The sequence below is a fragment of the Shewanella frigidimarina NCIMB 400 genome, assembly GCF_000014705.1.
Taxonomy (GTDB): Bacteria; Pseudomonadota; Gammaproteobacteria; order Enterobacterales; family Shewanellaceae; genus Shewanella; species Shewanella frigidimarina.
This window is the reverse complement of record NC_008345.1, coordinates 745,050-770,775: the sequence shown is the minus strand read 5'-3', so window position 1 is coordinate 770,775 and position 25,726 is coordinate 745,050. Positions and strand designations below refer to the sequence as shown.

The window sequence follows — 25,726 nt, the reverse complement described above, 5'->3', positions numbered from 1 at the left end:
CTATTTTTCAGCGAGACCAGCGCATGCAATTTGAAGATTTCCAGCTCGACCCTAGCTTATTAGAGTCACTCAAGGCCATGGGACACAACACCCCTACCACTATTCAGCAGCAAACTATTCCATTGGCCATGGATCAGCGGGATATTTTAGCGCGTGCGCCAACCGGCACCGGTAAGACAGCCAGTTTTTTACTGCCTGCTTTACAGCACCTTATTGACTTCCCACGTCGTTTTGAAGGCCAAGCACGCATTTTGGTGCTAACGCCAACACGTGAATTAGCCAGTCAAATTCATCGTTATGCAAGCCATTTAGCCACTGGGCTTGAGCTTAATATCGCCATTATTACTGGTGGTGTGCCATATGGTCCACAAGAAGAAGCACTTGCAGACAATGTTGATTTATTGATCGCCACCCCTGGTCGATTAATGGAATACCTAGATAAAGACAAATTTGACGCCACTGAAGTTGAAATTTTAATTATTGATGAAGCTGACCGTATGCTTGATATGGGTTTCTCATCAGTAGTGCAATCAATTGCCATTGAAGCTCAAGGCCGCAAACAGAACATGCTGTTTTCTGCCACGCTTGAAGGTAATGGGGTTAACCGTTTCGCTCGCGACTTATTAACCGATCCAGTAATGGTCGATGTTGAAGCGCCACGCAGTGAAAAAGCCAAAGTACACCAGTGGGTTCACTTGGCTGACGATCAAGCACATAAATTTGCGTTGTTATGTCATATTCTTCAACAAGAAAATGTTACACGCACCATTGTGTTTGTTAAAACTCGCGAAATGGTTGCCAGCCTTGAAGGTTTATTGCTAAAAGCGAATATCCCATGTGCATTTATGCGTGGCGATATGGAGCAGAAAAAACGCTTCCAAGCACTGGGTCGTTTTTCTAAAGGCGAAGTTAATGTGCTTTTGGCGACGGATGTTGCAGCTCGAGGAATCGATGTTGATGATATTACTCATGTGATTAACTTTGACATGCCACGTTCTGCTGACGCGTATGTTCATCGAATTGGCCGTACTGCGCGCGCGGGCGCAAAAGGAACAGCGATTTCATTAGTTGAAGCGCACGATATGCGTATTGTGTCTAAAATTGAACGTTACATTGAGATCCCACTGAAACGCCGTGTGATTGAAGAACTTCGCCCTAAACACAAAGAAGCTAAAGTGCCTGGTAAGAAAAAAGCCAATGCAAAAGATGCTCGAGTTAAATCGAAAAAATATAAGAAAAAGTAACTTTTAGGCAGACTTATATTACGTCCTAAAATACATTGACCAACTAGTATTAAAGCGAATTACTCTGTAATTCGCTTTTTTTATCCCTAAAGCCTATAAATCATCACTAACTAGACCTAATACCACTGCAAAGTGTCAAGATATGTCAATTTATGCACAAAAAACACCCACCAAGTAAATCAATTCTAAGCCGCTAATTACTATGAATTAAAACGTTAACAGTACATTTCATCCTAGCTCAAACATCTCAAAAATATCCGTTTATTAAGCTTTAATCGTAGAATCATAAAAAACACAAAATTTTGAAACATTTTATTTACATCAAACTATTTAGATAAACGTCATACTCTGTTAATTTAGATGTAATGAGTAATAAAAATGAATCTGAATGAACATGTTAGCCAACGAAGTTAACTGTCTTTAGCATTATTTCAGCATGGATACGCAAAAGAAATGATAAAAATCATACTAAGAAGATTGTCACCACTCTTGATCATTATTGTATTTGTTGGGTTAGCCCTAGCACTTATTAGCACCCAAGAAGCTCCAGAGCAAAAAGATGAAGCTATCAGTGTACCTATTATTGATGTGCAAACTGTTACGCCGCAAACCTTGTCGCTTAACTTACCCTCTTATGGCGTGGTAAATCCCAAATATAAAACTCAGCTTGTCACCGAAGTTCAAGGGCGCATGTTGAGTATTTCAGCCAATTTTGTTGCTGGTGGCGTGGTTAAAAAAGGCGAACAACTGGCTATTATCGAACCATCTGATTACGAAGCTGACCTTATTCAGGCCGAAGCGACTGTCGCTCAAGCAACAGCTGCATTAAATGAAGAAAAAGCCCGCGGTGTAGTGGCTAAAATTGAATTTAAAGACTTTGGCAAAGGCTTACCGCCAGAGCTAGGGTTACGTATTCCACAACTGAAAAAGGAACAAGCCAACGTCAAGTATGCAGAAGCTGCATTAGCACGCGCACAACGTAACTTAGCGCGCACCGTTATTCGCGCACCATTTGACGGCATAATTAAGGCCCGCAATGTCGACTTAGGCCAATATGTCACGTTAGGCACAAACTTAGGTGAGCTATACGACACCAGTATTGCCGAAATCAGATTGCCGTTAGCAAATGAAGATCTCGCTTATTTAGAGTCTGTCGATAATCCTGAAACCGCAGTGACACTCACAGCATTGCTGGCGGGTAAGCAAGTCTCTTGGCAAGGAAATATAGTGCGCAGCGAAAACGTCATCGACGAACAAACTCGCATGGTATACCTCGTTGCTGAAATTCATGACCCGTATCTGCGCAACAACAAAACCGAAGGTCAGTTACCCTTAAAATACGGCAGCTTTGTTAATGCCGTTATCACAGGCAGAACCGTTAATGATGTAGTAAAGCTACCTCGTCATGTGGTGCGTAATGGTCAGGTTGCCGTAGTGAGTGCAGATAATATTATCGAAATGCGCAAGGTGAACATTATTCGCTCAGACGTTGATACCATTTATATTCAAGGCAGTTTCAAGGCAAATGAGCGCGTATCAACCACTAGCATTAACAGCTTGAATTCAGGACAGGTTATCAAAGTACTGGGCGAAGAAACCAAGACTGAACCAGTCGATACTGACACCCAAGCCGCTACGACTGCAGGTGAATAATAATGGATACTAATAAAGGAATTATCGCCTGGTTTGCCCGCAACAGTGTCGCCGCCAACTTACTGATGGCAGCCTTGCTTATTGGCGGTTTGTTTAGTGCTGTATTGATTAATAAAGAAATATTTCCAACATTTGAATTAAACCTCATCAATATCAATGTGGCCTACCCCGGTGCTGCGCCACAAGAAATTGAAGAAGGGATTAATATAAAAATTGAAGAGGCTATTCAAGACATAAGCGGGATTAAAAAAGTCACTTCTGTTGCCAGTGATAGTGTTGGCTCAGTGACGATTGAAGTCGAAGACGGCTACGAAGTACAGCAAGTTTTAGATGAAGCCAAGCTGCGTATCGATGCTATTGCGACCTTTCCAGATAACATCGAAAAACCCAATATTTACCAAATAAAGCCAGAAAACAATGTCATTTGGGTGTCGGTCTATGGCGACATGACCTTGCATGACATGAAAGAAATGGCGAAGAGTATACGCGACGACATTACCGATTTACCCGCGGTCACTCGAGCAAAAGTTACTGGTGTTCGTGACTACGAAATAGGCATTGAACTGTCTGAAGACAAATTACGTGAATATGGTATTACGTTTACCCAAGTCGCTTTAGCAGTACAAAACTCATCGATTGATTTACCCGGTGGCTCTATTCGTGCCCAAGACGGTGACATCTTACTACGTACAAAAGGCCAAGCTTATACTGCAGATGACTTTGCTCAAATTGTAGTAGAAACCCGTGCTGATGGCAGCCGGATTATGTTACCGCAAGTGGCCACCATTAATGATGATTTTGAAGAACGTTTAGAGTACACCCGCTTTAACGGCAAACCTGCTGCCGTGATTGAAATTACCAGTATCGACGATCAAAATGCGTTAGATATTTCTTCGCAAGTTAAAGCTTATGTTGCCGAACGTAAAAAGAGCTTACCAAGTAATATTCAACTTGATACCTGGGGTGATTTAACTCACTACCTGCAAGGCCGTTTAAACATGATGTTGTCGAACATGTTTTATGGCGCCCTGCTGGTATTTATTATTTTGGCTTTGTTCTTAGATCTTAAACTCGCTTTTTGGGTCATGATGGGCTTACCGGTGTGCTTTTTGGGCACCATGCTACTGATGCCACTTGAGCCGTTTAACATGTCGATTAACATGCTGACCTTATTCGCGTTTATTCTGGTGCTGGGGATCGTCGTCGACGATGCCATTGTCATCGGCGAAAGTGCCTATACCGAGTTAGAAGAAAACGGCCACTCGTTGGATAACGTCGTAAAAGGTGTGCAAAAAGTAGCCATGCCCGCCACATTTGGGGTACTCACCACCATTGCCGCCTTTATCCCAATGATTATGGTGTCTGGGCCCATGGGGATTATTTGGAAATCCATCGGTATGGTGGTGATTTTGTGTTTAGCATTTTCGCTGATCGAATCAAAACTGATTCTACCCGCACATTTAGCTCACATGAAAATCAAAAAACGCACAGCACCAACCCATTTTTTATCGCGGTTTAAATTTGCCCTCAACGAATGGTTACAGCATTTCATTCATAACGTCTATCGTCACTTTTTAGAGCGTTGCATTAAACAACGTTACAGCGTGGTGGCAGTGTTTATTGGGGTACTGATTTTGTCGATTGCGTTAGTGCAAAGTGGCAAAGTGCGTTGGGTTTTCTTCCCTGATATTCCATCCGATTTTATTCAAGTACAACTTGAAATGGAAGAAGGCAGCTCTGAACAAAACACCTTAAAAGTGCTGCAACAAGTCGAAGATGCGTTGTACAAGATGAACGCCAAACTTGAAGAGCAATACGGTTACCCAATGGTGAAACACAGCTACATTGAGCTTAGCTCACGCAGCAGTGCGTTTGTGTTTACCGAACTGACCAAAGGCGAAGACCGCGAAGTCGACGGCGTCGCAATTGCAGAAGAATGGCGTAAACAACTGCCCGAGTTATTGTCAGTTAAAAAGCTTAACATCAATGCCAGTACCAACGATGCTGGCGGAGATTTATCATTCCGCTTAACGGCAACCGACCTAGGCCAGCTATCTGAAGCGGCCAAAGTACTTAAGGCTAAACTGGCCACTTATGAAGGCGTGTATGATATTACCGATAACTTCTCATCCGGTTCACACGAAATACGACTAAACATTCGCCCAGAAGCAGAAGCACAAGGACTAACACTGTCTGATTTAGCTCGCCAAGTCCGTTACGGCTTTTATGGTTATGAAGCCCAACGTATTTTACGTAATAAAGAAGAAGTGAAAGTCATGGTGCGTTACCCATTAGAACAACGCCGTACTGTGGGTGATCTTGAAAACATGCTTATCCGCACTCCGTCTGGCGCGGCGGTGCCATTCTCAACCGTAGCAGATATCGAATTGGGCGAGTCATATGCGTCTATTACTCGTGTCGATGGCCGACGTGCTATCACCATTACCGCCAATGTGAATAAAAACAATGTTGAACCATCGAAAGTGGTCGCTGAAATTCAGGAAGATTTTTTACCTGAACTCACAGCACGATTCCCTAAAGTGGCTTCAGCATTAGATGGCGGCAGCTTGGATGAACAAAATGCCATGCTAGGGTTAGCGCAGGGCTTCTTTTTTGCCATGTTTACTATTTATGCCTTAATGGCTATTCCATTAAAGTCGTACACTCAACCACTCATTATCATGTCAGTGATCCCGTTCGGCATGATTGGCGCCTTGTTTGGTCATTACATTCTTGGCTTATCCATGAGTGTATTGAGCTTATGCGGTATTGTGGCGTTAGCTGGGGTAGTGGTAAACGACTCGCTTATTTTAGTCGACTTTGTTAACCGAGCTCGTGAAGAAGGTAAGTCGCTAATGCAATCAGCTATCGACTCGGGTTGTTATCGCTTTAGAGCAATTATCTTAACTTCGCTAACCACCTTTGTTGGCTTGGTGCCGATTATTATGGAGAAAAGCTTACAAGCTAAAATTGTCATCCCAATGGCGACATCATTAGCTTTCGGTATTTTGTTCTCTACTGTAGTGACGTTAATTTTAGTGCCTATTTTGTACATTATTCTTGATGATATAAAACGCCTATTAAGACGATTTTATATTTGGTGGTGGCAACCTAAACCTGCTGAAAGTGAGTTCAGCTCTGACGAGCACCATTAATCGAATTAATCCCGATTGTTAACAAAAAAAACAGAGCTAACTTAGCTCTGTTTTTTTTGCAGTAAAATCTGCGAGCTGAGCAACATAGTCACTATTAAAATTCAGCTAAAATGACCGCTATAATCTCCATGAAAGAAAGCCTGACATGACCGACACAACGTTACCAATGCCAACCTCACCTATACCAACATTAGTTTACGATATCGGCAAGCACCGTTATCTCAATATTACTGCTAGGTGCACCTTAAGATGCCAGTTTTGCCCCAAACATAATGGCTCCAAACAAGTGCATGATTATGACTTATCACTCACTAAACGCATTATCGCTGAGGACGTTTTACCCTTGCTAGGCAATGTACATGAGGTTGAAGAATATGTTTTTTGCGGCTTTGGTGAACCGACTTTAAACCTTGACTGCTTACTGCAAGTTGCTCATGCAATAAAAGTGCAAGGCGGCAAAGTGCGATTAAACACTGACGGCCTCGGTAACCACTTTCATAGAAGGAATATTTTGCCAGAGCTCAGTCAATGTATAGACAGTTTGTCTATTTCGCTTAACGCCGATACACCAGAAAGCTATCAACAGCATTGCCGCCCTAAGCTTGCCAATTCGTATACTGCATTGCTGGATTTTATTAAGCTTGCACCGAGTTATATCTCCCAAGTTCAAGTGAGTGCCATTAACGGACTCGCTAATGTCAACATTGACCGCTGCCGTGATATCGCAGAACGAAATGGCGTAGTATTTAAACAGCGGGAACTTGATAATATTGGTTAAACAAATAGCGCCTAATCGCAGCTAGACGTTTTCGCGACTGCCGGCTTCATGCTAGTATTGCCACCAAGAGAATGCTAAAAAAGTGGCACCATGTCTAAACACACAGCTGTGAGTTCTTCAAACTCGTTATTAATTTCTTCACAGGCGACTCATTGGTCGCAACAGCACATTCTTTCGCTGTTAAGCCAATTGATTATTTTATTAATTGCGGTGTTTATTGTCACTAGCATGGTGGTCAATTTAGGCGAGCGTCGCCTACAAGAAGATTGGGCAGATCAGCGCTATAGTGAGTTACAAACTGTCGCGTCATTAGCCTATGACAAAGTGTCATTTTTACAGTTTAGAACCCAAATCATAGCCAAAGGTGAGTTACTGAGACAATACCTGCAAAACCCATCAGAAAAGCTGCAATTAAAAACCATCGAAAACTGGGATTCATTAACTGACAATATTCCAGAACTGCTTGGGCTGGCATTGTTTAACCCTCAAGGGCAACTCCAATTTGCCACTACCGGTAGTTTCAATAACATGCAACTCCCCGCTGCATTATTAGGCTCGGGCAGAAATATGGGCGGCAACGACATTTACACTTCACCAATGGCATTTACGCCGATTGATGGCATCTTAGAACCCTATTTTTATCAGTTATCATGGATTGAAAATCCAGACCAAAGTATTAAAGGCTATTTGGTCACTTACAATTCGATCGTTAAATTACTTGAAACAATAAAACCGGCTTTTTTTAATCAAAATTCACCATTGCTCATGCTAGATACTCAAGGGTTCCTCTATGCAGGAGCCAACCAACCTGCACCACTAGACAATATGCCCGATGCACTAGGCGCAAGTTTAAAGCAATCTTACCCAGAATTGTGGCGAGTGATGGCCATGAATAACTTTGGCCAATTTCACAGCCATGATTCCACTTTCGTGTATTTAAAAGTCGAGTTAACCAGTCAATACGAAACCAAAAGAGAATACTTTCTATTGTCTTATATTCGTCATGACGACATTGCTGCTCGATATGCACAATGGCGAATAGTGATCATTATCGCAGGATGTTTAATCGCTCTGCTCGCCAGTTTACTGATAATACTAAGGCATAGATTTGTACTTGAGCGACGCGCAAAGCAAAATAGCGTTCAATTGAGTAACGGTTTGTTTAACAGCGAATTGAGCTGTTTAATCGTTAACGATAGCGGTCGAATCCAGAGCATAAATGCCAAAGCTGCTGCTGCACTATCTTTACCAGCTGACGTTCTTAAAGACCGCAGTTTGCAACGAGTATTGCATCTTGATGATGAACGCTTTAATCACATTAAAGAGGCGTTAACCCATCATAAACAATGGCATGGTGAGATCAGTTTAGAGACGCTAAATAGTAGTATGCTACAAACACATATTCGCAGTAAAAAGTGCCCTAACAGTAATGAACATTACTGGTTAGTCACATTTGAAGACATTACCGCATTGTTTGAAAGTCAACGCCAAGCCTATCTCTATCAATTAATGAGTAGCGGAGCGGTTGCTATGGCACTCACCGATGCCAGTGGATTAATAATAAAATGTAATAACCAATTTGATCACCTGATGTCTTTACACGGAGACACCAATATTTCGATCACCGAACTACTCGGCGATGAGCTGAAAAATCAATGGCAAAATATAACTGCACAAATTAGCCTACAGGGAGAGTGGACTGCGCAAGTTATGCCATTTAACCATAGTCGTTATGACCATTGTTTAAAAACGACGCTAGCAGGCCAATTGACATTTGAAGGTGATATTGAATACCTTATTTGCACATTTGAAGAGACCACACCAGCGGTGTCGACCCAAAGTAACAGTAACGTCATTGGCCATAGAAGCGCCATAGTGCTTCGTTTAAATGAGCTTGAAAATTACTTTTTCAAGCTCAGCGAACTCACTAAAGAACACTCAAGCTTACTGGTAATGGATATTAACCCAGAAGGAATTTTCAGTAATATGGGTAATATGAGCCAGCTTGAAAAGCGTCAAAAGGACATTGAACTGCAATTATTGATTGAGTTACCGCTTAATTATCAAATAGCACAATGGCAACTCGGAAAGCTCGTCATCTTGCTGACCGAAACAAATGCAAACTCTGCACATCAATATGCGATTAATATGCTTCAAAGTCTTGAAGAAAAGAATTTAGGTGAAGGGATTAACATTGGTATCGCCAGCTACTTGCAGCCACAAAGTTTAGATACATACCTAGCTAACGCTGAAATAGCATTAAAAAGAGCTAAACAATCTGTTGACCAGAACATTTGCCAAGCCTTTACGCGCCCCACGAACAATCAAAGTAATCATTAAACTAACAACCGCCGGTGAAATTGATCGATAAAATCACCTGACGCAGTATTGTGTAACGTCAGGTGATATTCAATTGGAACCGTTGTTTAATGACAGGATAACTCCCATCCATTAGCGACTCGATGAGCACTTAAATACGAGTATTGCGTTCAATCTAACCTTAAGCGTGTGGTTTCGGATGACTAACCACTTCAGGAAGGATCTCATCAGATTCGAGCCTGAAAGGCTGAACATTATCAGGCAGTTTACTTTCGGTAATTTCAACAATGCTTGAACGATTCATGGTCACTTTAAAGCGAGCATATTCAGGTTGTTGCTTTCCGTCACGTAACACCGCAACCAAATTGACTTGATAACGACGCTCAACAGATTCATTGCTAATATTGCCTTCACTTTCTGAGTATATTTTAGCTTTTCCACGCTCTAAATGGCGTGCAAAAGGCACTAAACTGAAATTCACTTGTTCTTGTATCTGTGAATAATCTGCCTCAAAGGGCTTATTGGTTACCTTAGTTGCAATACGATAATGCAGTACTTCCGAGTCCACTTTATTCTGGCTGTGGCGTTGCCTCATAATATCTGAAACCGCTTTAGGAATATCTTGGCTGCGCATAAATTCAAGCCAAACTAACTGCTTGGCCACCACAGTTTGAGTGGTGGTATCACGTAAAATACGGCTCCACCTTGGACGACCGCGTTGGATAAGGCGCCACATCGCATTACGAAAATCCTCTTTAAAGATTTCCCTGAAACCATAGATGACTGCTAACGTCAGTAGCAAGGTCAAGGTTAATCCATTAAAGAAACCTTGCGCTTTTATAATCAACGCCGATACCACTAGCATTACCAGCCCAGTGGCGACGCCAGTAACAAACTTCTTTAGCCCTACCCCAAGCGGTTTTAATTCTTCTTTTAATACTACGCCTTGTTGAATGAGTCGACGCAATAGCAACATCTTATTAGAAATACGGTTGGCGTCTTGCTGGGTTTGCATAGAGTTGTATTTACATACTTGCTCGCGGTAGTGATTTTCGTTACGACATAAGTTAAGTACTTTTTCTTTAACATCACTATAGTCAGCACTTCTAGGACTACGTGCTAATGTCTTTAATAACTGCTGTTCACAAAACCAAGACAAGTAGTTATCTGCATGCTCAAAATAAGATTTCCACTTAGGATCATTCGGTTCATTGCGACGAAACTTTTTCAATAGTTGCGTAACCACATCACAAAGTTCATCTAAAGCAGGATAAAACTCATTGAGATCAAGTTTTTGGTGTAGCTCTTTTACGTCAGTTTCAATGGCAACAGCAAATTGATAAGCGAATAAATTAAGGTATAAACGAAACTCTTCTAAGGTTCGTTTATTTAAACTGACGAAACGAGACTGAACTAATGGTAAATGCAGCCCTTTAGAATAATAAGAGCGACGTCCAAGAATACTACTGTGATAATAATCCTCTTCATCTAAGGTATGCGAACCAATGCCCATTTCTGTTGGCAAATAAAAATACAGATCAAATACCCGCTGATCACCAGGGCCCATTTGATGACTGAACTTAATTGATAACGCTTCTTCTTGTTTTACTTTAACTTTTGCCACTATATATTTCACACACCTTTTAAAATTGACACTGATCTACTATACCGCAAAGGGAATATTAAGCTAAAAGTTAATTTATTCAATCAAAATTAGTCTGAAGTATTTGCGGATAGTAACTGACAGGACCAGGTGTTATTACTTGGAAGGAATTTTAACGTTGCTTTGGTCAATGTCTGATCTAGGTCAATCACTTGAATCTGCTGAGATACACTAAAACCATCCTTAAAGTCAGGGGTAGTTATGCCATATTCGTTACGTAAATATGGATGTAGTCGACTGTTTTCTTGCCAACTGATAGGTTGTAGTGTTAATTCTAGATGATAAGTAAATGAGCCCATATCAACACGCTTGACCTTACCTAATAGATTAGCAATTTCAGTAACATCTGTTGAGGAATCAAGTTTATAAGTCAATTGAGCTTGATGATGATCAATGTCTAACATTAACCATAAATTGCTTTTATCAACCGTTAATAACGATTCTCCTTGTTGACTAAAATAGCCATCAGCATGGCAATTGAAATACCAAACATTATGGGTATTTGCAATACGATTCAGAACACTAATAGCAATAAATATGATAAGCAGAAAACTTAATACAAAAAAAAGCTTACCGCGTTTTGACCGCAGTAATCGGTGCATTTTAATGTGTATTAATCTAGCCACAAATGTGTACCTTTTGTAGCCATTGCTGGGTGATAAATGGCGTACTCATATCATCGATACTGACTTTAACGCTATTAACTAATGGTGTCGTTTCACTCGCGTCGGTCAATGTGAAACTCATATAATCTTGATTGGCAGACAGAGCAACGTGAATTGAATCCCAGCGAATATTATGACAAAGACGTAATTGCGATGATAAGCAGTCCGCATGTAATATGGCATCTTGCTGATTATTATTGCCAAATACAAATAGCTGAACAATATGCCCATCAGGGGTCAACACTTGACGCAATACATCGGCCTGGGCAAACTCCGGAGGGTTTAGCTTAGAGTAAACAAATAACAACACACCTAATAGAATTACAATAATAAACAGATACTGACCTAAAGATAATAGCCGCTCAGGTAGTTCCAATATTTTGGTACGCTTAGCGGTGGCTGTGGTATATAAAATCACCCCCTGTTCTGGTACATATTCAATAAGATTGGTATGGCGCTGACACATGTAATTGATAATTTTGCTGATAATATCGAGTAGTTCAGCATGGGATAATTGGTGAGGACAGTCGCCTGAAATAGCCACAGTTTCAAGCATAGATAAGGGAACAACTTGACCACGATGTTGGACTAACTGGCTCAAAACCCAATACTCGTGATCATTTAAATGCCACTGAGTTGCCGTGGTCTGATCGACCAACAAACGTCGTGTATTGTCGAACCAACAACATCCTATTTGCATCGCACTGTCTCAGTGTATCGACCGATACAAAAAGTATACTCTCAAAGTGAGAGTTGCATGGTTGTTAAGTCGGCTATCCTGTGGATAATATTGCATATTCGTGAACTAGTTCGCGAATATGGTGATTATTTGCGCAAGGTATAATTGCATGATAATGAATGTAGAAATCGCTAATTTATATCATTGTTGATTCGACCATATTTGGAATGAGAAAGGTTAAAGCAAGGTAAATACAGGCCTAATAAGGAGTGCAGTTAATCAAGCAGGCAATAGTATAAATAGAGTCATCAATAGCGAGCATTTTAAAGATAGAATCAACTCAATCAGTGATGAATAACGGTTGGAGGGATATTTTCAAGCGAGTTAATGCCGCGATTGAATAAGGCTACGGATTAACAGTGGCTCATCAGCAAGTTTTTCTGGTATACCAGCAAGATAATATTACGGCTAACGGTCCATAAAAAAAGCTGGCAAAGCCAGCTTTCTGTTACTTACACTCAAGTTAACTTAAGGCTATTAACTTAAAATGCGTAAAGTAATGTCATGTTTGTTTCAGTGTCAGTACTTTCTTTGTCATCAAGCGGTTCACTGTTATAACGAACAATAACGGCAAATTTCATCGCTAGAGCACCAACGATATTTGCAGTTAATGACGTTTCAGAACGTGCATCTAATTTACTACCCCAATCGGCAACAAATTTCTGCTGGAACTTAGATGAATCACTGATCTTGGTTTGGAAATCAATCACCGCGTGAGCAACAACGCTGTCGTCGCTATCATAACCTTCTGCCAGTGCTGATTCTTCATCAAGTTGCTGATAAATATAACCAGGACCTGCCTCTGCTTTTAAAGACATTCTGTCGGTGTCAATAAAACGGTGACCATAACCAGCTGAAGTCGTTGAAGTGAAATCGTAACCCGTGAATGGATCCACTTCATAGTTAGTGTTAGCAAACAAATAGCTCACATCATTAATTTGATAGTCGCCTTGCACACCAAGGAAATAACGCTTTGCAGTCACTTCTTCTGTGTCTTCTTTGTATAATCCTTCAAACACATACTCGTTTTCCCAGTCACCTAATTCTTGTTTCAACGCTAGGCGCGCTTTAAACGAAGAAGTATCGGTATTACCTGTGGTTAAAGTCGCACCTAATTCTGCTTCACCAGCAAGAGTGGCATCACCTTCAACAAACTCACTTCCAGCATGTGCTGCAAATGGCATGGTTAGTGTAATTGCTGCAGTAAGTAGCAGTTTTTTCATGTCATTTCGTCCTTTATTTACTATTTACAAAATCTAATGGGGGGCATGCGCTTAAAATTCCCACGCATACTAACACTTTGATCGCAGAATTGAAAAATAGTCATCCCCTTAAGCGCTAAGCTACAAGGCTCTTAGATTGCCAACGGCCACTGCGCCAACGCCACAACATCGCCAACCCTCTAACCCATTCATCAAGCGCTAAAGCGGCCCAAATGCCCAGCAAACCAAACTCTAAGTGGATCCCGAGATAATAAGCACCAGGCACCGCAATACACCACATTGAGAATAAGCCCATAAAAAATGGGAACTTGGCATCTCCACTAGCTCTTAGTGCATTAATCACCACTAAGTTAAAGGTTCTACCGGGTTCCATAACTAACGTGAGCACAAATAATTGCCCCACAAGGACAATAATGTCCTGTTCATCCGTAAACAGACCGACAAGATTAGGTCCCCATATTGCAACGAATAAAGCCACAATACTGGTCACAATCAAACCCAACTTTAATGCGCGATACATTTGGTGCTCTGCGGCTTTTAATTGCTTAGCCCCCACCATATGGCCAATAATAATTTCGTTACCAATGCCTATCGACAGGCCAAACAATAAGATAAACATACAAATCTGAAAATATAATGACTGCGCCGCTAAGGCCTTATCACCCATTAAGCCAACAAATGAAGTGACTACCATAAATTGCAGCATCCATGAGACGTTTTCACCCGCTGCAGGCAAGCCAATGTGAAACACTTTTTTCAGCATGGCTTTATCTGGACGCAAAATACTCGGAATATGTAATGGTATTTTGGTATAGCGTACAAACAACACCATCATAATGCTCACACCCACTAGTCGCCCGACAACAGTACTAATAGCGACACCTGCTACACCCATTTGTGGCAAACCAAACCAACCATAGAGTAATAATAAGTTGCCGATAAAGGTGATCACATTCATCGATAATGTTACCCACATGGCTTGCTGGGTAAAACCATGAGCACGCATTCCCGCCGCTAAGCACATGGCCATTGCTTCAGGAATTAAACATAAACCGACAATTTGTAAGTACAATTTACCATCGGCCATAAGCTCGGCTGGTAAGTTCATTAAATTCAACATCATGGTTGAGCCGGTTAAAATACCTACCGCTGCGACCAAGCCAACTAAGAAATTGAATCCGATAGATGAATACACCACGGCACTGGCTGCAGTTTTATTATTGGCGCCTAAATACTGGGTAATGACAACACTAGCGCCAATACTAACGAAACTAAATAACGTAATCGCTAGCTCAAACACCATGTTACCTACAGACAACGCCGCCACTCCCTGATACGACACATGACTTATCATAAAAGTATTAATTGCTGCTGTTAAAAAGTGCAAAGCAAAGTCGACGAACAATGGCCAGGTCAATGAAAATAAGGATAAGGGAGTATTTGGCTTAACAAGCATATGAGTAATTCAACTATTAAGATGGCTAACAGAATAAGGTTATATCAGTAAGCGATGATGTTTAGGGTCAATTTTTTGAGGCGAGGATGATGCTCGATAGCGTTTAAAAAAACAACGCTTTTCGTTATTTATTGAAAAAAAATCAGCTCATTCGAAAAATGAGCTGATTTGTTATTCTAGCGTAAAACAGGTTTACATGATTTTAGGGTCAAGTTCACCAGATTGATAAGCTTTATACATTGCTTGCAGTGACTTAGGCTTAATTTTAGAGCCCATACCCGCACAACCAAATGCTTCATAACGAGTCGTACAAATGTCAGCCATCGCTTCCATTGATGCTTTCAAGAATTTACGAGGGTCAAACTCTGCAGGATGTTCAGCTAAGAATTTACGCACTGCACCTGTTGACGCTAAACGTAAATCGGTATCAATGTTCACTTTACGCACGCCGTGCTTAATACCTTCAACGATTTCTTCTAATGGTACGCCGTAAGTTTCTGGAATTTCACCACCATACTGGTTGATGATTTTCAGCCACTCTTGCGGTACAGAAGATGAACCGTGCATGACTAAATGCGTGTTAGGGATACGCGCATGAATTTCTTTAATACGGTCTATACGTAATACATCACCAGTAGGCTTACGACTAAACTTATAAGCACCATGGCTAGTACCAATCGCAATGGCCAATGCATCAACATGAGTATCGGCAACAAAACGCGCTGCTTCTTCTGGAGTTGTTAGCATTTGGTCCATGCTCAAAATGCCTTCAGCACCCACACCATCTTCTTCGCCTGCTTGGCCAGTTTCTAAACTGCCTAAACAACCAATTTCACCTTCAACTGACACACCACATGCATGAGCAAAAGCCACAGTACGACGAGTCACATCAACGTTGTACTCGTATGACGCTGGTGTTTTACCATCGGCCATTAACGAGCCATCCATCATTACTGATGACATACCTAACTGAATTGAACGCTGACAAATGTCAGGATCAGTACCGTGATCTTGATGAATACATACCGGAATATCCGGATACTGCTCAAGTGCAGCAGCCATTAGATATTTTAAAAATTGTGGGCGAGCATATTTACGTGCACCAGCAGATGCTTGCACAATCACAGGGCTGTCAGTCGCTTCAGCCGCTTGCATAATTGCACGCATTTGTTCAAGGTTGTTCACGTTAAATGCAGGGACGCCATAACCATGCTCAGCAGCATGATCAAGCAGTTGTCGTAGAGAGATAAGAGCCATTTTGTTCTCCATTAATAGGGTGATTACTCACCTAGGTCGCTATCGTTTGGACGGATTTTACACTCTGGCACAACCTACATCCTGTAGGTTATGACAGAGCATTTTTTTATAATAATTATTATTAGGTTTTGCGGTACAAATACTTGATGTGTGATCTAAGCGCCACGCTTTTCAAGCATTGCTACAGCAGGTAATTCTTTACCTTCTAAAAACTCAAGGAAAGCACCACCGCCGGTTGAAATATAAGACACTTTGTCAGCAATATTGTACTTATCAACTGCCGCTAGAGTGTCACCACCACCAGCAATAGAAAACGCTTTAGAATTAGCAATGGCTTGGGCAATACGCTTAGTGCCTTCGCCGAATTGATCAAACTCAAACACGCCGACTGGGCCATTCCAGACGATGGTTCCAGCTTGTTCAATAATTTTAGCCAGTGCTTCTGCACTGTCTGGGCCGATATCAAAAATCATATCGCTGTCGGTCACGTCCGCAACTGACTTTAATGTTGCGGCTGCAGTTGGGCTAAACTCGCTTGCTACAACAACATCTGTTGGTACTGGAATATCACCACCACGGCTTCTAGCATTTGCCACAAGACGCTTTGCTTCTTCAACTAAATCAGCTTCATACAATGATTTACCGACTTTATAGCCCGCAGCTGCGATAAAGGTATTGGCAATACCGCCACCCACAACAAGTTGGTCAACCTTAGTTGATAGGCTTTCAAGCACGGTTAATTTTGTCGACACTTTAGAACCACCAACTATCGCCACCATTGGACGAGCAGGGTTATCAAGCGCTTTGCCTAATGCATCTAATTCTTGTGATAATAATGGACCAGCACAGGCAATAGGAGCATAAACACCCACACCATGAGTAGATGCCTGAGCACGATGAGCCGTACCAAATGCATCCATTACATAAACATCACATAATGCAGCCATCTTTTTAGACAGTGCTTCATCGTTTTTACCTTCGCCAACATTAAAGCGAACGTTTTCAAATACGACGACTTCGCCAACATTCACGTCAACGCCATCAAGATAATCACTCACTAAGCGCACTGGGCAATCTAACGCTTTAGCTAAATAATCGACTACCGGCTGCATTGAATATTCAGCGTTAAACTCGCCTTCTGTTGGACGGCCTAAATGAGACATCACCATTACGGCGGCGCCTTTTTTCAATGCAAGTTGAATTGTTGGTAATGATGCACGTAAACGAGCATCACTTGTTACAACACCGTCGCTGACAGGTACGTTTAAATCTTCACGAATAAGCACGCGCTTATTTTGTAGATCTAAATCTGTCATGTTAATAATTGCCATAATTAGCAGTTCCTTTTTAAGTTAATACAAAGTCTTGCTGCGCAACGGTAACCCATTGCGACATAATCTATTGATATTACCGATCTAACTTTGCTTGAATCATCGCTAAGCTAGTATCAAGCATACGGTTGGCAAAACCCCATTCGTTGTCGCACCATAATAATAATTTGACCAAGTGGCCGGCACTGACACGCGTTTGGGTTCCGTCTACAATACTCGAACGTGGATCGTGGTTAAAATCACACGATACCAGAGGCTCGTCAGTATAACCTAAAATACCATTAAAACTGCCGTTTGACGCACGTTGCAGCACACTGTTAATTTGCTCAATATTGACTTTTTTCTCTAACGTGACTGACAGGTCGATCGCGGTCACATTTATGGTTGGCACTCGAACAGAAATCGCCTCAAACTTGTCTTTCATGTGCGGCAAAATACGCTCAATGCCTCGCGCTAATTTTGTGTCTACCGGAATAATAGATTGGCCCGCTGCGCGAGTTCGGCGTAAATCATCATGATAAGCATCGATCACTTGTTGATCGTTCATCGCCGAGTGAATAGTGGTAATGGCGCCACTCTTAACTTCAAAATGCTTATCCAATACGTCGATAACCGGGACAATACAATTGGTAGTGCAAGATGCATTAGAAATAACGGTATGTTCTGCGCGCAACAAATCATGATTCACACCATATACAATGGTCTCATCAACATCTGCTGAAGAAGGATGGCTAATCAGCACTTGCTTAGCACCTGCATGAATGTGTGCTTCGCAAGCTTGACGATCAATTAAGCTGCCGGTGGCCTCATAAACAATATCGATATCAAGCTCTGCCCAAGGCAATAAATTAGCATCAGGTTGATTGAGTAACAAAATGCTGTCATCGCCGATAAGCAACTGATCACCATTTAGCTTAACGGTATGCTTGAAACGACCATGAGTCGTGTCGTATTGGGTTAAATGACAAATGGCTTCTGGCTTTGCCAACTCATTGATCGCCACAATTTGGATTTGTTGACGTTTTCCAGATTCGTACAATGCACGAAGTATTGAGCGGCCAATCCGGCCATAACCATTAATTGCAACTCGAATCATTTAGGGTCCAGAGTAATTAACCGAAGCACTTGTTATTTAATCAATTATGATAAAAACACTGATTAATAAGTGACTTAGCATATATTATTTTACGTGAATTAAAGACATAAAAAAACGGCCTACAATAGTATTGCAGGCCGTTATTATACAGATTAAACACCTAATAGATAAGTGTTTAATCTCAGTTGATTATCCTAAAGATTGGACAGTTTTTACTACATTATCAACAGTGAAGCCGAAATGTTTAAGTAAATCACCACCAGGAGCAGACTCACCAAAGGTGGTCATACCCACTACAGCACCATCAAAACCAATATATTTGTACCAGAAGTCAGCGTGTGCCGCTTCAACAGCAACACGTTTAGTGACTCCTTTTGGTAGTACCGATTCTTTATATGCTGCATCTTGCTTATCAAACTCGGTAGTAGAAGGCATAGACACTACCCGTACTTTTTGACCTAGTTTGGTTAGCTCTACTGCAGAATCCATAGCTAATTGCACTTCTGAACCTGTTGCAATCAAAATCACATCAGCAGTGCCTTGGCAATCAGACAGTACATAACCACCTTTAGCTACGTTAGCTAATTGCTCAGCGGTACGCGCTTGGGCTTTAAGACCCTGACGACTAAAGATTAATGATGTAGGTGCATCACGACGTTCAATGGCCGCTTTCCAAGATACAGCAGTTTCCGCTGCATCACATGGACGCCATACTGCCATATTAGGCGTTAAACGTAAGTTAGCTAATTGCTCAACCGGCTGATGAGTAGGGCCATCTTCGCCTTGACCAATAGAGTCATGGGTATAAACGAAAATGTTTTGAATGCCCATTAATGCTGACATACGTACCGCGTTACGTGCGTACTCCATGAACATCATGAAGGTTGCGCCATAGTTAATAAAACCACCATGTAACGACGCGCCGTTCATAATACCGCTCATACCGAATTCACGAACACCGTAATAGATGTAGTTACCGGCAGGATCGTCTTGAATACCTTTTGAACCAGACCAAAGCGTTAAGTTAGAGCCGGCTAAGTCTGCGCTACCACCAAGTAATTCAGGCAACATAGCACCAAAGAAACCAATGGCATTTTGAGACGCTTTACGGCTCGCAATACCTTCGGCTTTATCTTGGCTTTCTTGAATAAAGGTTTGTGCTTTAGCTTCAAAATCAGCTGGTAAATCACCTTTTAATACGCGACGTTCATATTCTGCAGCAAGTTCTGGGAACGCTGCTTGGTAAGCCGAAAACTTGTCATTCCATAATGACTCGTTAGCAACACCTTTATGTTTTGCATCCCAACCAGCATACACATCAGATGGGATTTCAAAAGGAGCGTGTGGCCAGTTTAAGAACTCACGAGCTGCTGCAATTTCAGCATCACCTAATGGTGCACCATGACAATCATGGCTACCCGATTTGTTAGGCGAACCAAAACCAATAATGGTTTTACAGCAAATCATTGATGGCTTATCTGTTACAGATTTAGCTTCTTCAATTGCTGCACGGATAGCATCTGGATTATGACCATCTACATCAGCAACAACATGCCAGCCATAGGCTTCAAAACGCTTAGGAGTATCGTCAGTGAACCAACCTTCAACATGACCATCGATAGAAATACCGTTGTCATCCCAAAATGCCACTAACTTACCAAGGCCTAATGTTCCAGCTAATGAACTGACTTCGTGAGAAATCCCTTCCATTAAACAACCATCGCCTAAGAAACAGTATGTGAAGTGATCCACAATGTCGTGTCCAGGACGGTTAAACTGAGCCGCTAAGGTTTTTTCAGCAATCGCCATACCAACTGCGTTACTGATACCAGCACCTAAAGGACCCGTTGTGGTTTCAACACCAGGGGTATAACCATATTCAGGATGACCAGGTGTTTTAGAATGCAACTGACGGAATTGCTTTAGCTCTTCGATAGGCAATTCATAACCAGATAAATGCAGTAAAGAGTAGATAAGCATAGAGCCATGACCGTTTGACAGAACAAAACGATCGCGATCGACCCAGTTAGGATTAGTTGGATTGTGCTTTAGAAAATCATTCCATAGCACTTCGGCGATATCAGCCATCCCCATTGGGGCACCTGGATGACCAGAATTGGCTTTTTGAACCGCATCCATACTTAGGGCGCGAATAGCGTTAGCGAGTACTTTACGAGATGACATGCTCTCTCCTGCTTGTTTGTAAGGTCTAACGGGCAATTGTGAAGCCATATTTTCCCCTACAAGGCGATGTGACGCAAATTAAAATTTCTCTCATTACATTTTATGTCTGTAATAAACGCCATTTTGCTTATATAAGGCATCAACACCGCTACATTTATTCACCATATAAGATGATCACATCACCAAAAAGTGCATTGATGCTGTGAGTAATTATTAATTGACAGTCGAGCACGAAACTAGCTTAACATCATTAAAACAAAGGTTTTAAGGTCACATAAAGCTTCCTAACCATGGCTAACATTGTTCAATTAATAGTACTAAAGTAGTTAAATTCGATCAGTAAAAACTATAAAAACCGATTTTAATCAGAATGTTAATTAGCCTCACCGCTAAACACACTCCTTGTGAATAAAAAATATTCATGCACCACTGCACAATTCTCCAGTTAAATTCGTATAAAGGGGTGTTATCAGATTAGATTTCGACTAAAATAGACGTCTAGACGTATATTCAAATGCAACCAACGAGATTTTCCTATTATGGCAAAGCACTTGTTTACCTCTGAGTCTGTCTCAGAAGGTCATCCAGATAAAATCGCCGATCAGATTTCTGATGCGGTATTAGACGCAATACTTGAGCAAGATCCAAAAGCTCGTGTTGCGTGCGAAACGTATGTCAAAACCGGTATGGTATTAGTGGGCGGTGAAGTCACCACTTCTGCTTGGGTCGACATAGAAGAAATTACCCGTAAAACGGTACGCGAAATCGGTTATACCAATTCAGATATGGGTTTTGATGCTGATTCATGTGCGGTACTTAATGCCATAGGCAAACAGTCACCAGACATCAATCAAGGTGTTGATCGTTCAGATCCTGCAGAGCAAGGTGCTGGTGATCAAGGGCTAATGTTTGGTTATGCCAGCAATGAAACCGACGTATTAATGCCTGCACCGATTACTTACGCCCACAAATTAGTTAAGCGTCAGTCTGAAGTCCGTAAAGACGGCACACTACCTTGGTTACGCCCAGATGCTAAAAGCCAGGTCACGTTTGCTTATGATGATGGCAAAATCATCGGTATCGATGCGATTGTATTATCAACTCAACATCGTGAAGATGTGACACAAGCTGATCTGATTGAAGCGGTAATGGAAACCATCATCAAGCCGGTATTACCAGCACAATGGTTAAACAAAGACACTAAATACTTTATCAACCCTACTGGTCGCTTTGTGATTGGTGGCCCAGTTGGTGACTGTGGTTTAACAGGTCGTAAGATTATTGTAGATACTTACGGCGGTATGGCTCGTCACGGTGGTGGTGCTTTCTCTGGTAAAGACCCATCTAAAGTAGACCGTAGCGCGGCTTATGCTGCACGTTATGTCGCTAAGAATATTGTTGCAGCTGGTCTTGCTGACCGTTGTGAACTACAAGTGTCTTATGCTATTGGTGTTGCAGAGCCAACGTCTATTAGTATTGAAACATTCGGTACCGGTAAAGTATCGGAAGAAGTATTGATTAAATTAGTACGTCAACACTTCGAATTACGTCCATACGGCTTAACGGCAATGTTAGATTTGGCGCGTCCAATCTATCAGCAAACTGCTGCTTATGGTCACTTTGGCCGTGATATCTTCCCTTGGGAAGCGACTGATAAAGCTGAAGCACTTCGTGCGGATGCAGGTTTATAATCAGCTAGCATAATTATCGTCTTAAGCGAGTATCTGTATTAAGCTAAAACGATAAAAAATAAAACCGCCAACTGGCGGTTTTATTTTATCTAATTGGCGACACAATAATTCAATCTCAATATTTGATCTCAACATTTTATATCAAGAATGGCTCAGATTATGTATCAACCCACTTGGCTAAACACAAAGATAACAGCAAACCACCAGCCGTCACCGGCAACTAACGCCAGTGCGATAAACAGCCCTGTGACTAACATTCCAGCCATTAACTTGCCAGCCATTAAACAGTGGTCTGCAATCAAGTTATTCTATCGTCAGCATATGCCTTATGCTCGGTTAGCTCAGAAAGAGTCTGTGGCTGTTATTCATCATCTTAGCTCATCCACTATTGATGGAACTGATGAAGTTGATATAAGTCAGCAAAAAATAATCGCGGCGATAAGAGTTAAACCTATTGGCCAATATCAATTAATCAATGGATTGTTGGTTCATCCTGACTACCGTGGACAACAGCTTTCAACTCAGTTATTGAAATTTATAGCGCCTCAATTAATCACTAAAAATTGCTTCTTGTTTGCTCATCCGTGGTTAATCGACTTATATCAACAGCTGCACTTTATCGTTATAGATCAACATGATTTATCAGCAATACCAGCAGACATCATTCAGTTGTATCGCCGCTATCACAGCGAACAACGGCCACTCGTGTTGATGCAGCTTAATGAACCCGATAAATAATCTAGCTCAATAATCCAGTTCAATAGCCTAATCCAATGAAATATATAAGCAAAGTTCAGACAAAATCAAATGATTTTGGAGACACTTAAAGTCTATTAAGCAGCAAGAAACGCAGCACTGGTAGTGTTGAGTACGAGGTTATTTAACCCGTTAACAATGATCGAAATGCGAACTTTCTATACACATAAACGACACTTGTTGCATTGTCATTACTGGCACTACTTTGACACTGATAGTCGCTAAGTTAATCCGCTCGACATCGGTAAATAGTGTAATCCCTGCTTGATAATTATTGGTTACGCCACAAAATAGCCACATGTCTTGCCAGCGGACAAAATACCCCGATTGCTGCAATTGCGGATTATCTGGATTTTGTACATCCGCTTCAACACACTCATACAACTCTGTTGCGTCTGCCAACACCGCGGCTATCAGCTTCAGATTGTCAAATGCAGACAGCCTTAAATCCAAGTAAGGCGAAAAGAGTGTGTCAAAGTTAGTACTCATCACGTTCCTCATAAATAATCACTTTAACAACTCCCATAAATGGCACTTACGTAATATTAGTCGTAGCCAACAAACAATAATCACGTTGCTCGAAACTGAATTGATCAATCTCTGTCATTGCGGCTTTTTGTTGATGGGCTGCCAACGAACGCGCATTATCAGCGGCAACATACGTCACCATAAATGGAAAGGTATCCGCTACTTGTTTCTTTAATTCTGTAACCAATGCAGAAAACACTCCCTGGCCACGTTTTGATTCTTGTATCCAAACGGGTCCATATTGACAAGTGTTAGTCGTCGATAAAGCTTGCCCTTGTAAATCGGCAAACTTAAGTTTTTGAATAATATGTCGGTACAATGGTTGCGCGGAAAAAAATGACCATTTCGCTGCCATCACATACCCAATGATCACCCCTTGCTCTTCAGCTACGATAAACCAATGTTGATTTATCAACTGGCTCACCTCTGATTTGGTAAATGAATGAGCATGAAGTTGGCTGTTTGAACCTAACAACTCATCATCAACATGAGCACGCTCTAGCTGCACAATAGCAGCAACATCGGTTAATAACGCCTTACGGATAATAAATGACAATGATTATTCCTTTGACCCTGAATTGGGAGATTGTTTCTTAGCCCATTCTATCACTAGCGCAACAGGCAGCGGAGACATAATTAATGTTCCCACGCCAATGAGTAACGCAATGACCAACATTCCACTGACTTGTTGACCTATATCACTTTGCCAATATAAGCCGATGCCCACCAGCAACATAATTAAACCGACGAAATGCAACACTTTAACTAATTTGATCATTTGCGACTCTTTGATACGTTAAATAATGTTCATTAATCCAAAACATTACAATTATTTACGCTCTTATTCACACTCAAGTAGTAGAATAGTGGCAATTTTTTCGTATATGGAACTCTCTCAACATGATAAAGCATATTCTCGGCGCCACTGTTATATTTTTAGGCCTTAGTGCTTGTCAAAGCCATACTCAAATTGTCTCAAATGAACAATTAATTGGTACTTGGCATGTAGAAGTCGTCCTCGACACTCCTACCATTAATAATAGCCCAGCAACTTTAGTGTTTGCTCCAAACGGTGAATTAACAGGTAATAATAGTTGTAATCAATTTTTTGGTCGTTACACCCAACAAGGTCATCTGCTTCAACTTGCGCCATCAGGTTCAACCATGAAAGCCTGCATTGATAGCTTAATCACCCAAGAAGCCGAACTGATGCAAGCGATTTCATTGGTACAACAAGTTGATTTCTCTAAAGGAAAACTCAATCTATTGTCTTTAAATGGTGATACGCTATTAGTGCTGACAAAACAATCGTTACCCGTATCCTAAAGCTTATGGTTCAGATGAGTCGCCGGATGAGTTATTAGTGTCAGTTTAAAGTTCCACTACAAAATGAATTTTTATTCAATAAATCTGATTCTTTCTTGACTTAATAAGTCAATCTATTCAAAATGTGCTAGATTTTTGAATAACAACTATAAGATGAATTATCACTATGCCAGCGACAAGAAATCAGGATGAGCTCGTACGAACTTTTAAAGCGATTCTCAAAGAAGAACGTTTTGGAAGCCAAAGCGAGATTGTTAATGCGCTTCAAGCCGAAGGATTCGGTAATATTAATCAATCTAAAGTATCACGCATGCTCAGCAAATTTGGTGCTGTTCGCACTCGCAATGCTAAGCAAGAGATGGTGTATTGCCTCCCTGCCGAGCTAGGTGTACCTACTGCGGGTAGCCCAGTTAAAAATTTAGTACTGGATGTTGATCATAACCAAGCCATGATCGTGGTCAGAACTAGCCCAGGTGCAGCGCAATTAATCGCCCGTTTGCTCGATTCAATAGGCAAACCAGAAGGGATATTAGGTACTATTGCTGGTGATGACACAATTTTCATCTGTCCAGCAAGTATTAAAACGATTGATGAGACATTAGAAACAGTTAGATCTTTATTCAACTATAGTGAATAAAAACTCATTAAAATAAAAAAGCAAT

Annotated in this window: 21 protein-coding genes; 9 read left to right on the top strand and 12 right to left on the bottom strand. The window is 41.3% G+C overall.

What is annotated here, in order from left to right; all coding sequences use genetic code 11:
- Positions 1-23 precede the first annotated feature (23 nt).
- The 5 genes from srmB (at position 24) to SFRI_RS03355 (ending at position 9,170) form a co-directional block, all read left to right on the top strand.
- Positions 24-1,244, top strand: a complete 1,221-nt coding sequence (gene srmB, locus SFRI_RS03375) for an ATP-dependent RNA helicase SrmB (RefSeq protein ID WP_011636147.1) — start codon at positions 24-26, stop codon at positions 1,242-1,244.
- Between the two features lie 453 nt (positions 1,245-1,697).
- Positions 1,698-2,897: an efflux RND transporter periplasmic adaptor subunit gene (locus SFRI_RS03370; RefSeq protein WP_011636146.1), complete on the top strand. Its 1,200-nt coding sequence runs from the start codon at positions 1,698-1,700 to the stop codon at positions 2,895-2,897.
- A gap of 2 nt (positions 2,898-2,899) precedes the next feature.
- Positions 2,900-6,052, top strand: a complete 3,153-nt coding sequence (locus SFRI_RS03365; RefSeq protein ID WP_011636145.1) for an efflux RND transporter permease subunit — start codon at positions 2,900-2,902, stop codon at positions 6,050-6,052.
- A 145-nt stretch (positions 6,053-6,197) separates the two neighbouring features.
- Positions 6,198-6,830 (top strand): TatD family nuclease-associated radical SAM protein, encoded by a 633-nt coding sequence (locus SFRI_RS03360; protein WP_011636144.1) that lies wholly within the window; start codon positions 6,198-6,200, stop codon positions 6,828-6,830.
- 90 nt (positions 6,831-6,920) lie between these two features.
- Positions 6,921-9,170: a PAS domain-containing protein gene (locus SFRI_RS03355; protein WP_011636143.1), complete on the top strand. Its 2,250-nt coding sequence runs from the start codon at positions 6,921-6,923 to the stop codon at positions 9,168-9,170.
- A gap of 160 nt (positions 9,171-9,330) precedes the next feature.
- Here the strand turns inward: SFRI_RS03355 and SFRI_RS03350 are convergent, their stop codons facing one another.
- The 9 genes from SFRI_RS03350 to tkt all read right to left on the bottom strand — a co-directional run bounded on the left by SFRI_RS03350 (position 9,331) and on the right by tkt (position 20,763).
- A complete protein-coding gene (locus SFRI_RS03350) occupies positions 9,331-10,773 on the bottom strand; it encodes a hypothetical protein (protein WP_011636142.1) in 1,443 nt (480 codons plus the stop codon).
- Positions 10,774-10,862: 89 nt separating this feature from the next.
- On the bottom strand, positions 10,863-11,438 hold the full coding sequence (locus tag SFRI_RS03345) for a hypothetical protein (RefSeq protein WP_041412763.1): 576 nt from the start codon (positions 11,436-11,438) through the stop codon (positions 10,863-10,865).
- The gene (locus tag SFRI_RS03340) at positions 11,431-12,078 is read right to left on the bottom strand and encodes a hypothetical protein (protein ID WP_123777948.1); all 648 of its coding nucleotides are present in this window, start codon (positions 12,076-12,078) and stop codon (positions 11,431-11,433) included. The genes SFRI_RS03345 and SFRI_RS03340 overlap by 8 nt, the downstream gene beginning before the upstream one ends.
- Positions 12,079-12,698: 620 nt before the next feature.
- Positions 12,699-13,439, bottom strand: coding sequence for a DUF481 domain-containing protein (locus SFRI_RS03335; protein ID WP_011636139.1), 741 nt, complete (start codon positions 13,437-13,439; stop codon positions 12,699-12,701).
- A gap of 115 nt (positions 13,440-13,554) precedes the next feature.
- Positions 13,555-14,895 carry an MATE family efflux transporter gene (locus SFRI_RS03330; RefSeq protein WP_011636138.1) on the bottom strand — a complete coding sequence of 447 codons (1,341 nt, stop codon included), beginning with the start codon at positions 14,893-14,895 and terminating at the stop codon, positions 13,555-13,557.
- A 192-nt stretch (positions 14,896-15,087) separates the two neighbouring features.
- Entirely contained in the window at positions 15,088-16,152 is a 1,065-nt protein-coding gene (fba, locus tag SFRI_RS03325; RefSeq protein WP_011636137.1) for a class II fructose-bisphosphate aldolase, read from the bottom strand.
- A 155-nt stretch (positions 16,153-16,307) separates the two neighbouring features.
- Positions 16,308-17,483, bottom strand: coding sequence for a phosphoglycerate kinase (locus tag SFRI_RS03320; RefSeq protein WP_011636136.1), 1,176 nt, complete (start codon positions 17,481-17,483; stop codon positions 16,308-16,310).
- Positions 17,484-17,559: 76 nt separating this feature from the next.
- The gene (epd, locus tag SFRI_RS03315; protein ID WP_011636135.1) at positions 17,560-18,579 is read right to left on the bottom strand and encodes an erythrose-4-phosphate dehydrogenase; all 1,020 of its coding nucleotides are present in this window, start codon (positions 18,577-18,579) and stop codon (positions 17,560-17,562) included.
- A gap of 189 nt (positions 18,580-18,768) precedes the next feature.
- Positions 18,769-20,763 carry a transketolase gene (tkt, locus tag SFRI_RS03310; RefSeq protein ID WP_041412760.1) on the bottom strand — a complete coding sequence of 665 codons (1,995 nt, stop codon included), beginning with the start codon at positions 20,761-20,763 and terminating at the stop codon, positions 18,769-18,771.
- A 539-nt stretch (positions 20,764-21,302) separates the two neighbouring features.
- Between tkt and metK the strand changes: the two genes are divergently transcribed.
- On the top strand, positions 21,303-22,454 hold the full coding sequence (metK, locus tag SFRI_RS03305) for a methionine adenosyltransferase (protein ID WP_011636133.1): 1,152 nt from the start codon (positions 21,303-21,305) through the stop codon (positions 22,452-22,454).
- Positions 22,455-22,613: 159 nt separating this feature from the next.
- The gene (locus SFRI_RS03300) at positions 22,614-23,192 is read left to right on the top strand and encodes a GNAT family N-acetyltransferase (RefSeq protein WP_049763511.1); all 579 of its coding nucleotides are present in this window, start codon (positions 22,614-22,616) and stop codon (positions 23,190-23,192) included.
- A gap of 150 nt (positions 23,193-23,342) precedes the next feature.
- On the opposite strand, the gene SFRI_RS03295 is transcribed toward SFRI_RS03300, so the two are convergent.
- The 3 genes from SFRI_RS03295 to SFRI_RS03285 are packed head-to-tail and all read right to left on the bottom strand — an operon-like array spanning position 23,343 to position 24,516.
- On the bottom strand, positions 23,343-23,699 hold the full coding sequence (locus tag SFRI_RS03295) for a hypothetical protein (protein ID WP_011636131.1): 357 nt from the start codon (positions 23,697-23,699) through the stop codon (positions 23,343-23,345).
- 46 nt (positions 23,700-23,745) lie between these two features.
- Positions 23,746-24,294, bottom strand: coding sequence for a GNAT family N-acetyltransferase (locus tag SFRI_RS03290; RefSeq protein ID WP_011636130.1), 549 nt, complete (start codon positions 24,292-24,294; stop codon positions 23,746-23,748).
- 3 nt (positions 24,295-24,297) lie between these two features.
- Positions 24,298-24,516, bottom strand: a complete 219-nt coding sequence (locus tag SFRI_RS03285) for a hypothetical protein (RefSeq protein ID WP_011636129.1) — start codon at positions 24,514-24,516, stop codon at positions 24,298-24,300.
- A gap of 122 nt (positions 24,517-24,638) precedes the next feature.
- Here SFRI_RS03285 and SFRI_RS03280 point away from each other — a divergent pair, with 122 nt between their 5' ends.
- Positions 24,639-25,064 carry an META domain-containing protein gene (locus SFRI_RS03280; protein WP_011636128.1) on the top strand — a complete coding sequence of 142 codons (426 nt, stop codon included), beginning with the start codon at positions 24,639-24,641 and terminating at the stop codon, positions 25,062-25,064.
- Between the two features lie 166 nt (positions 25,065-25,230).
- Positions 25,231-25,701 carry a transcriptional regulator ArgR gene (argR, locus tag SFRI_RS03275; protein ID WP_011636127.1) on the top strand — a complete coding sequence of 157 codons (471 nt, stop codon included), beginning with the start codon at positions 25,231-25,233 and terminating at the stop codon, positions 25,699-25,701.
- Positions 25,702-25,726 lie beyond the last annotated feature (25 nt).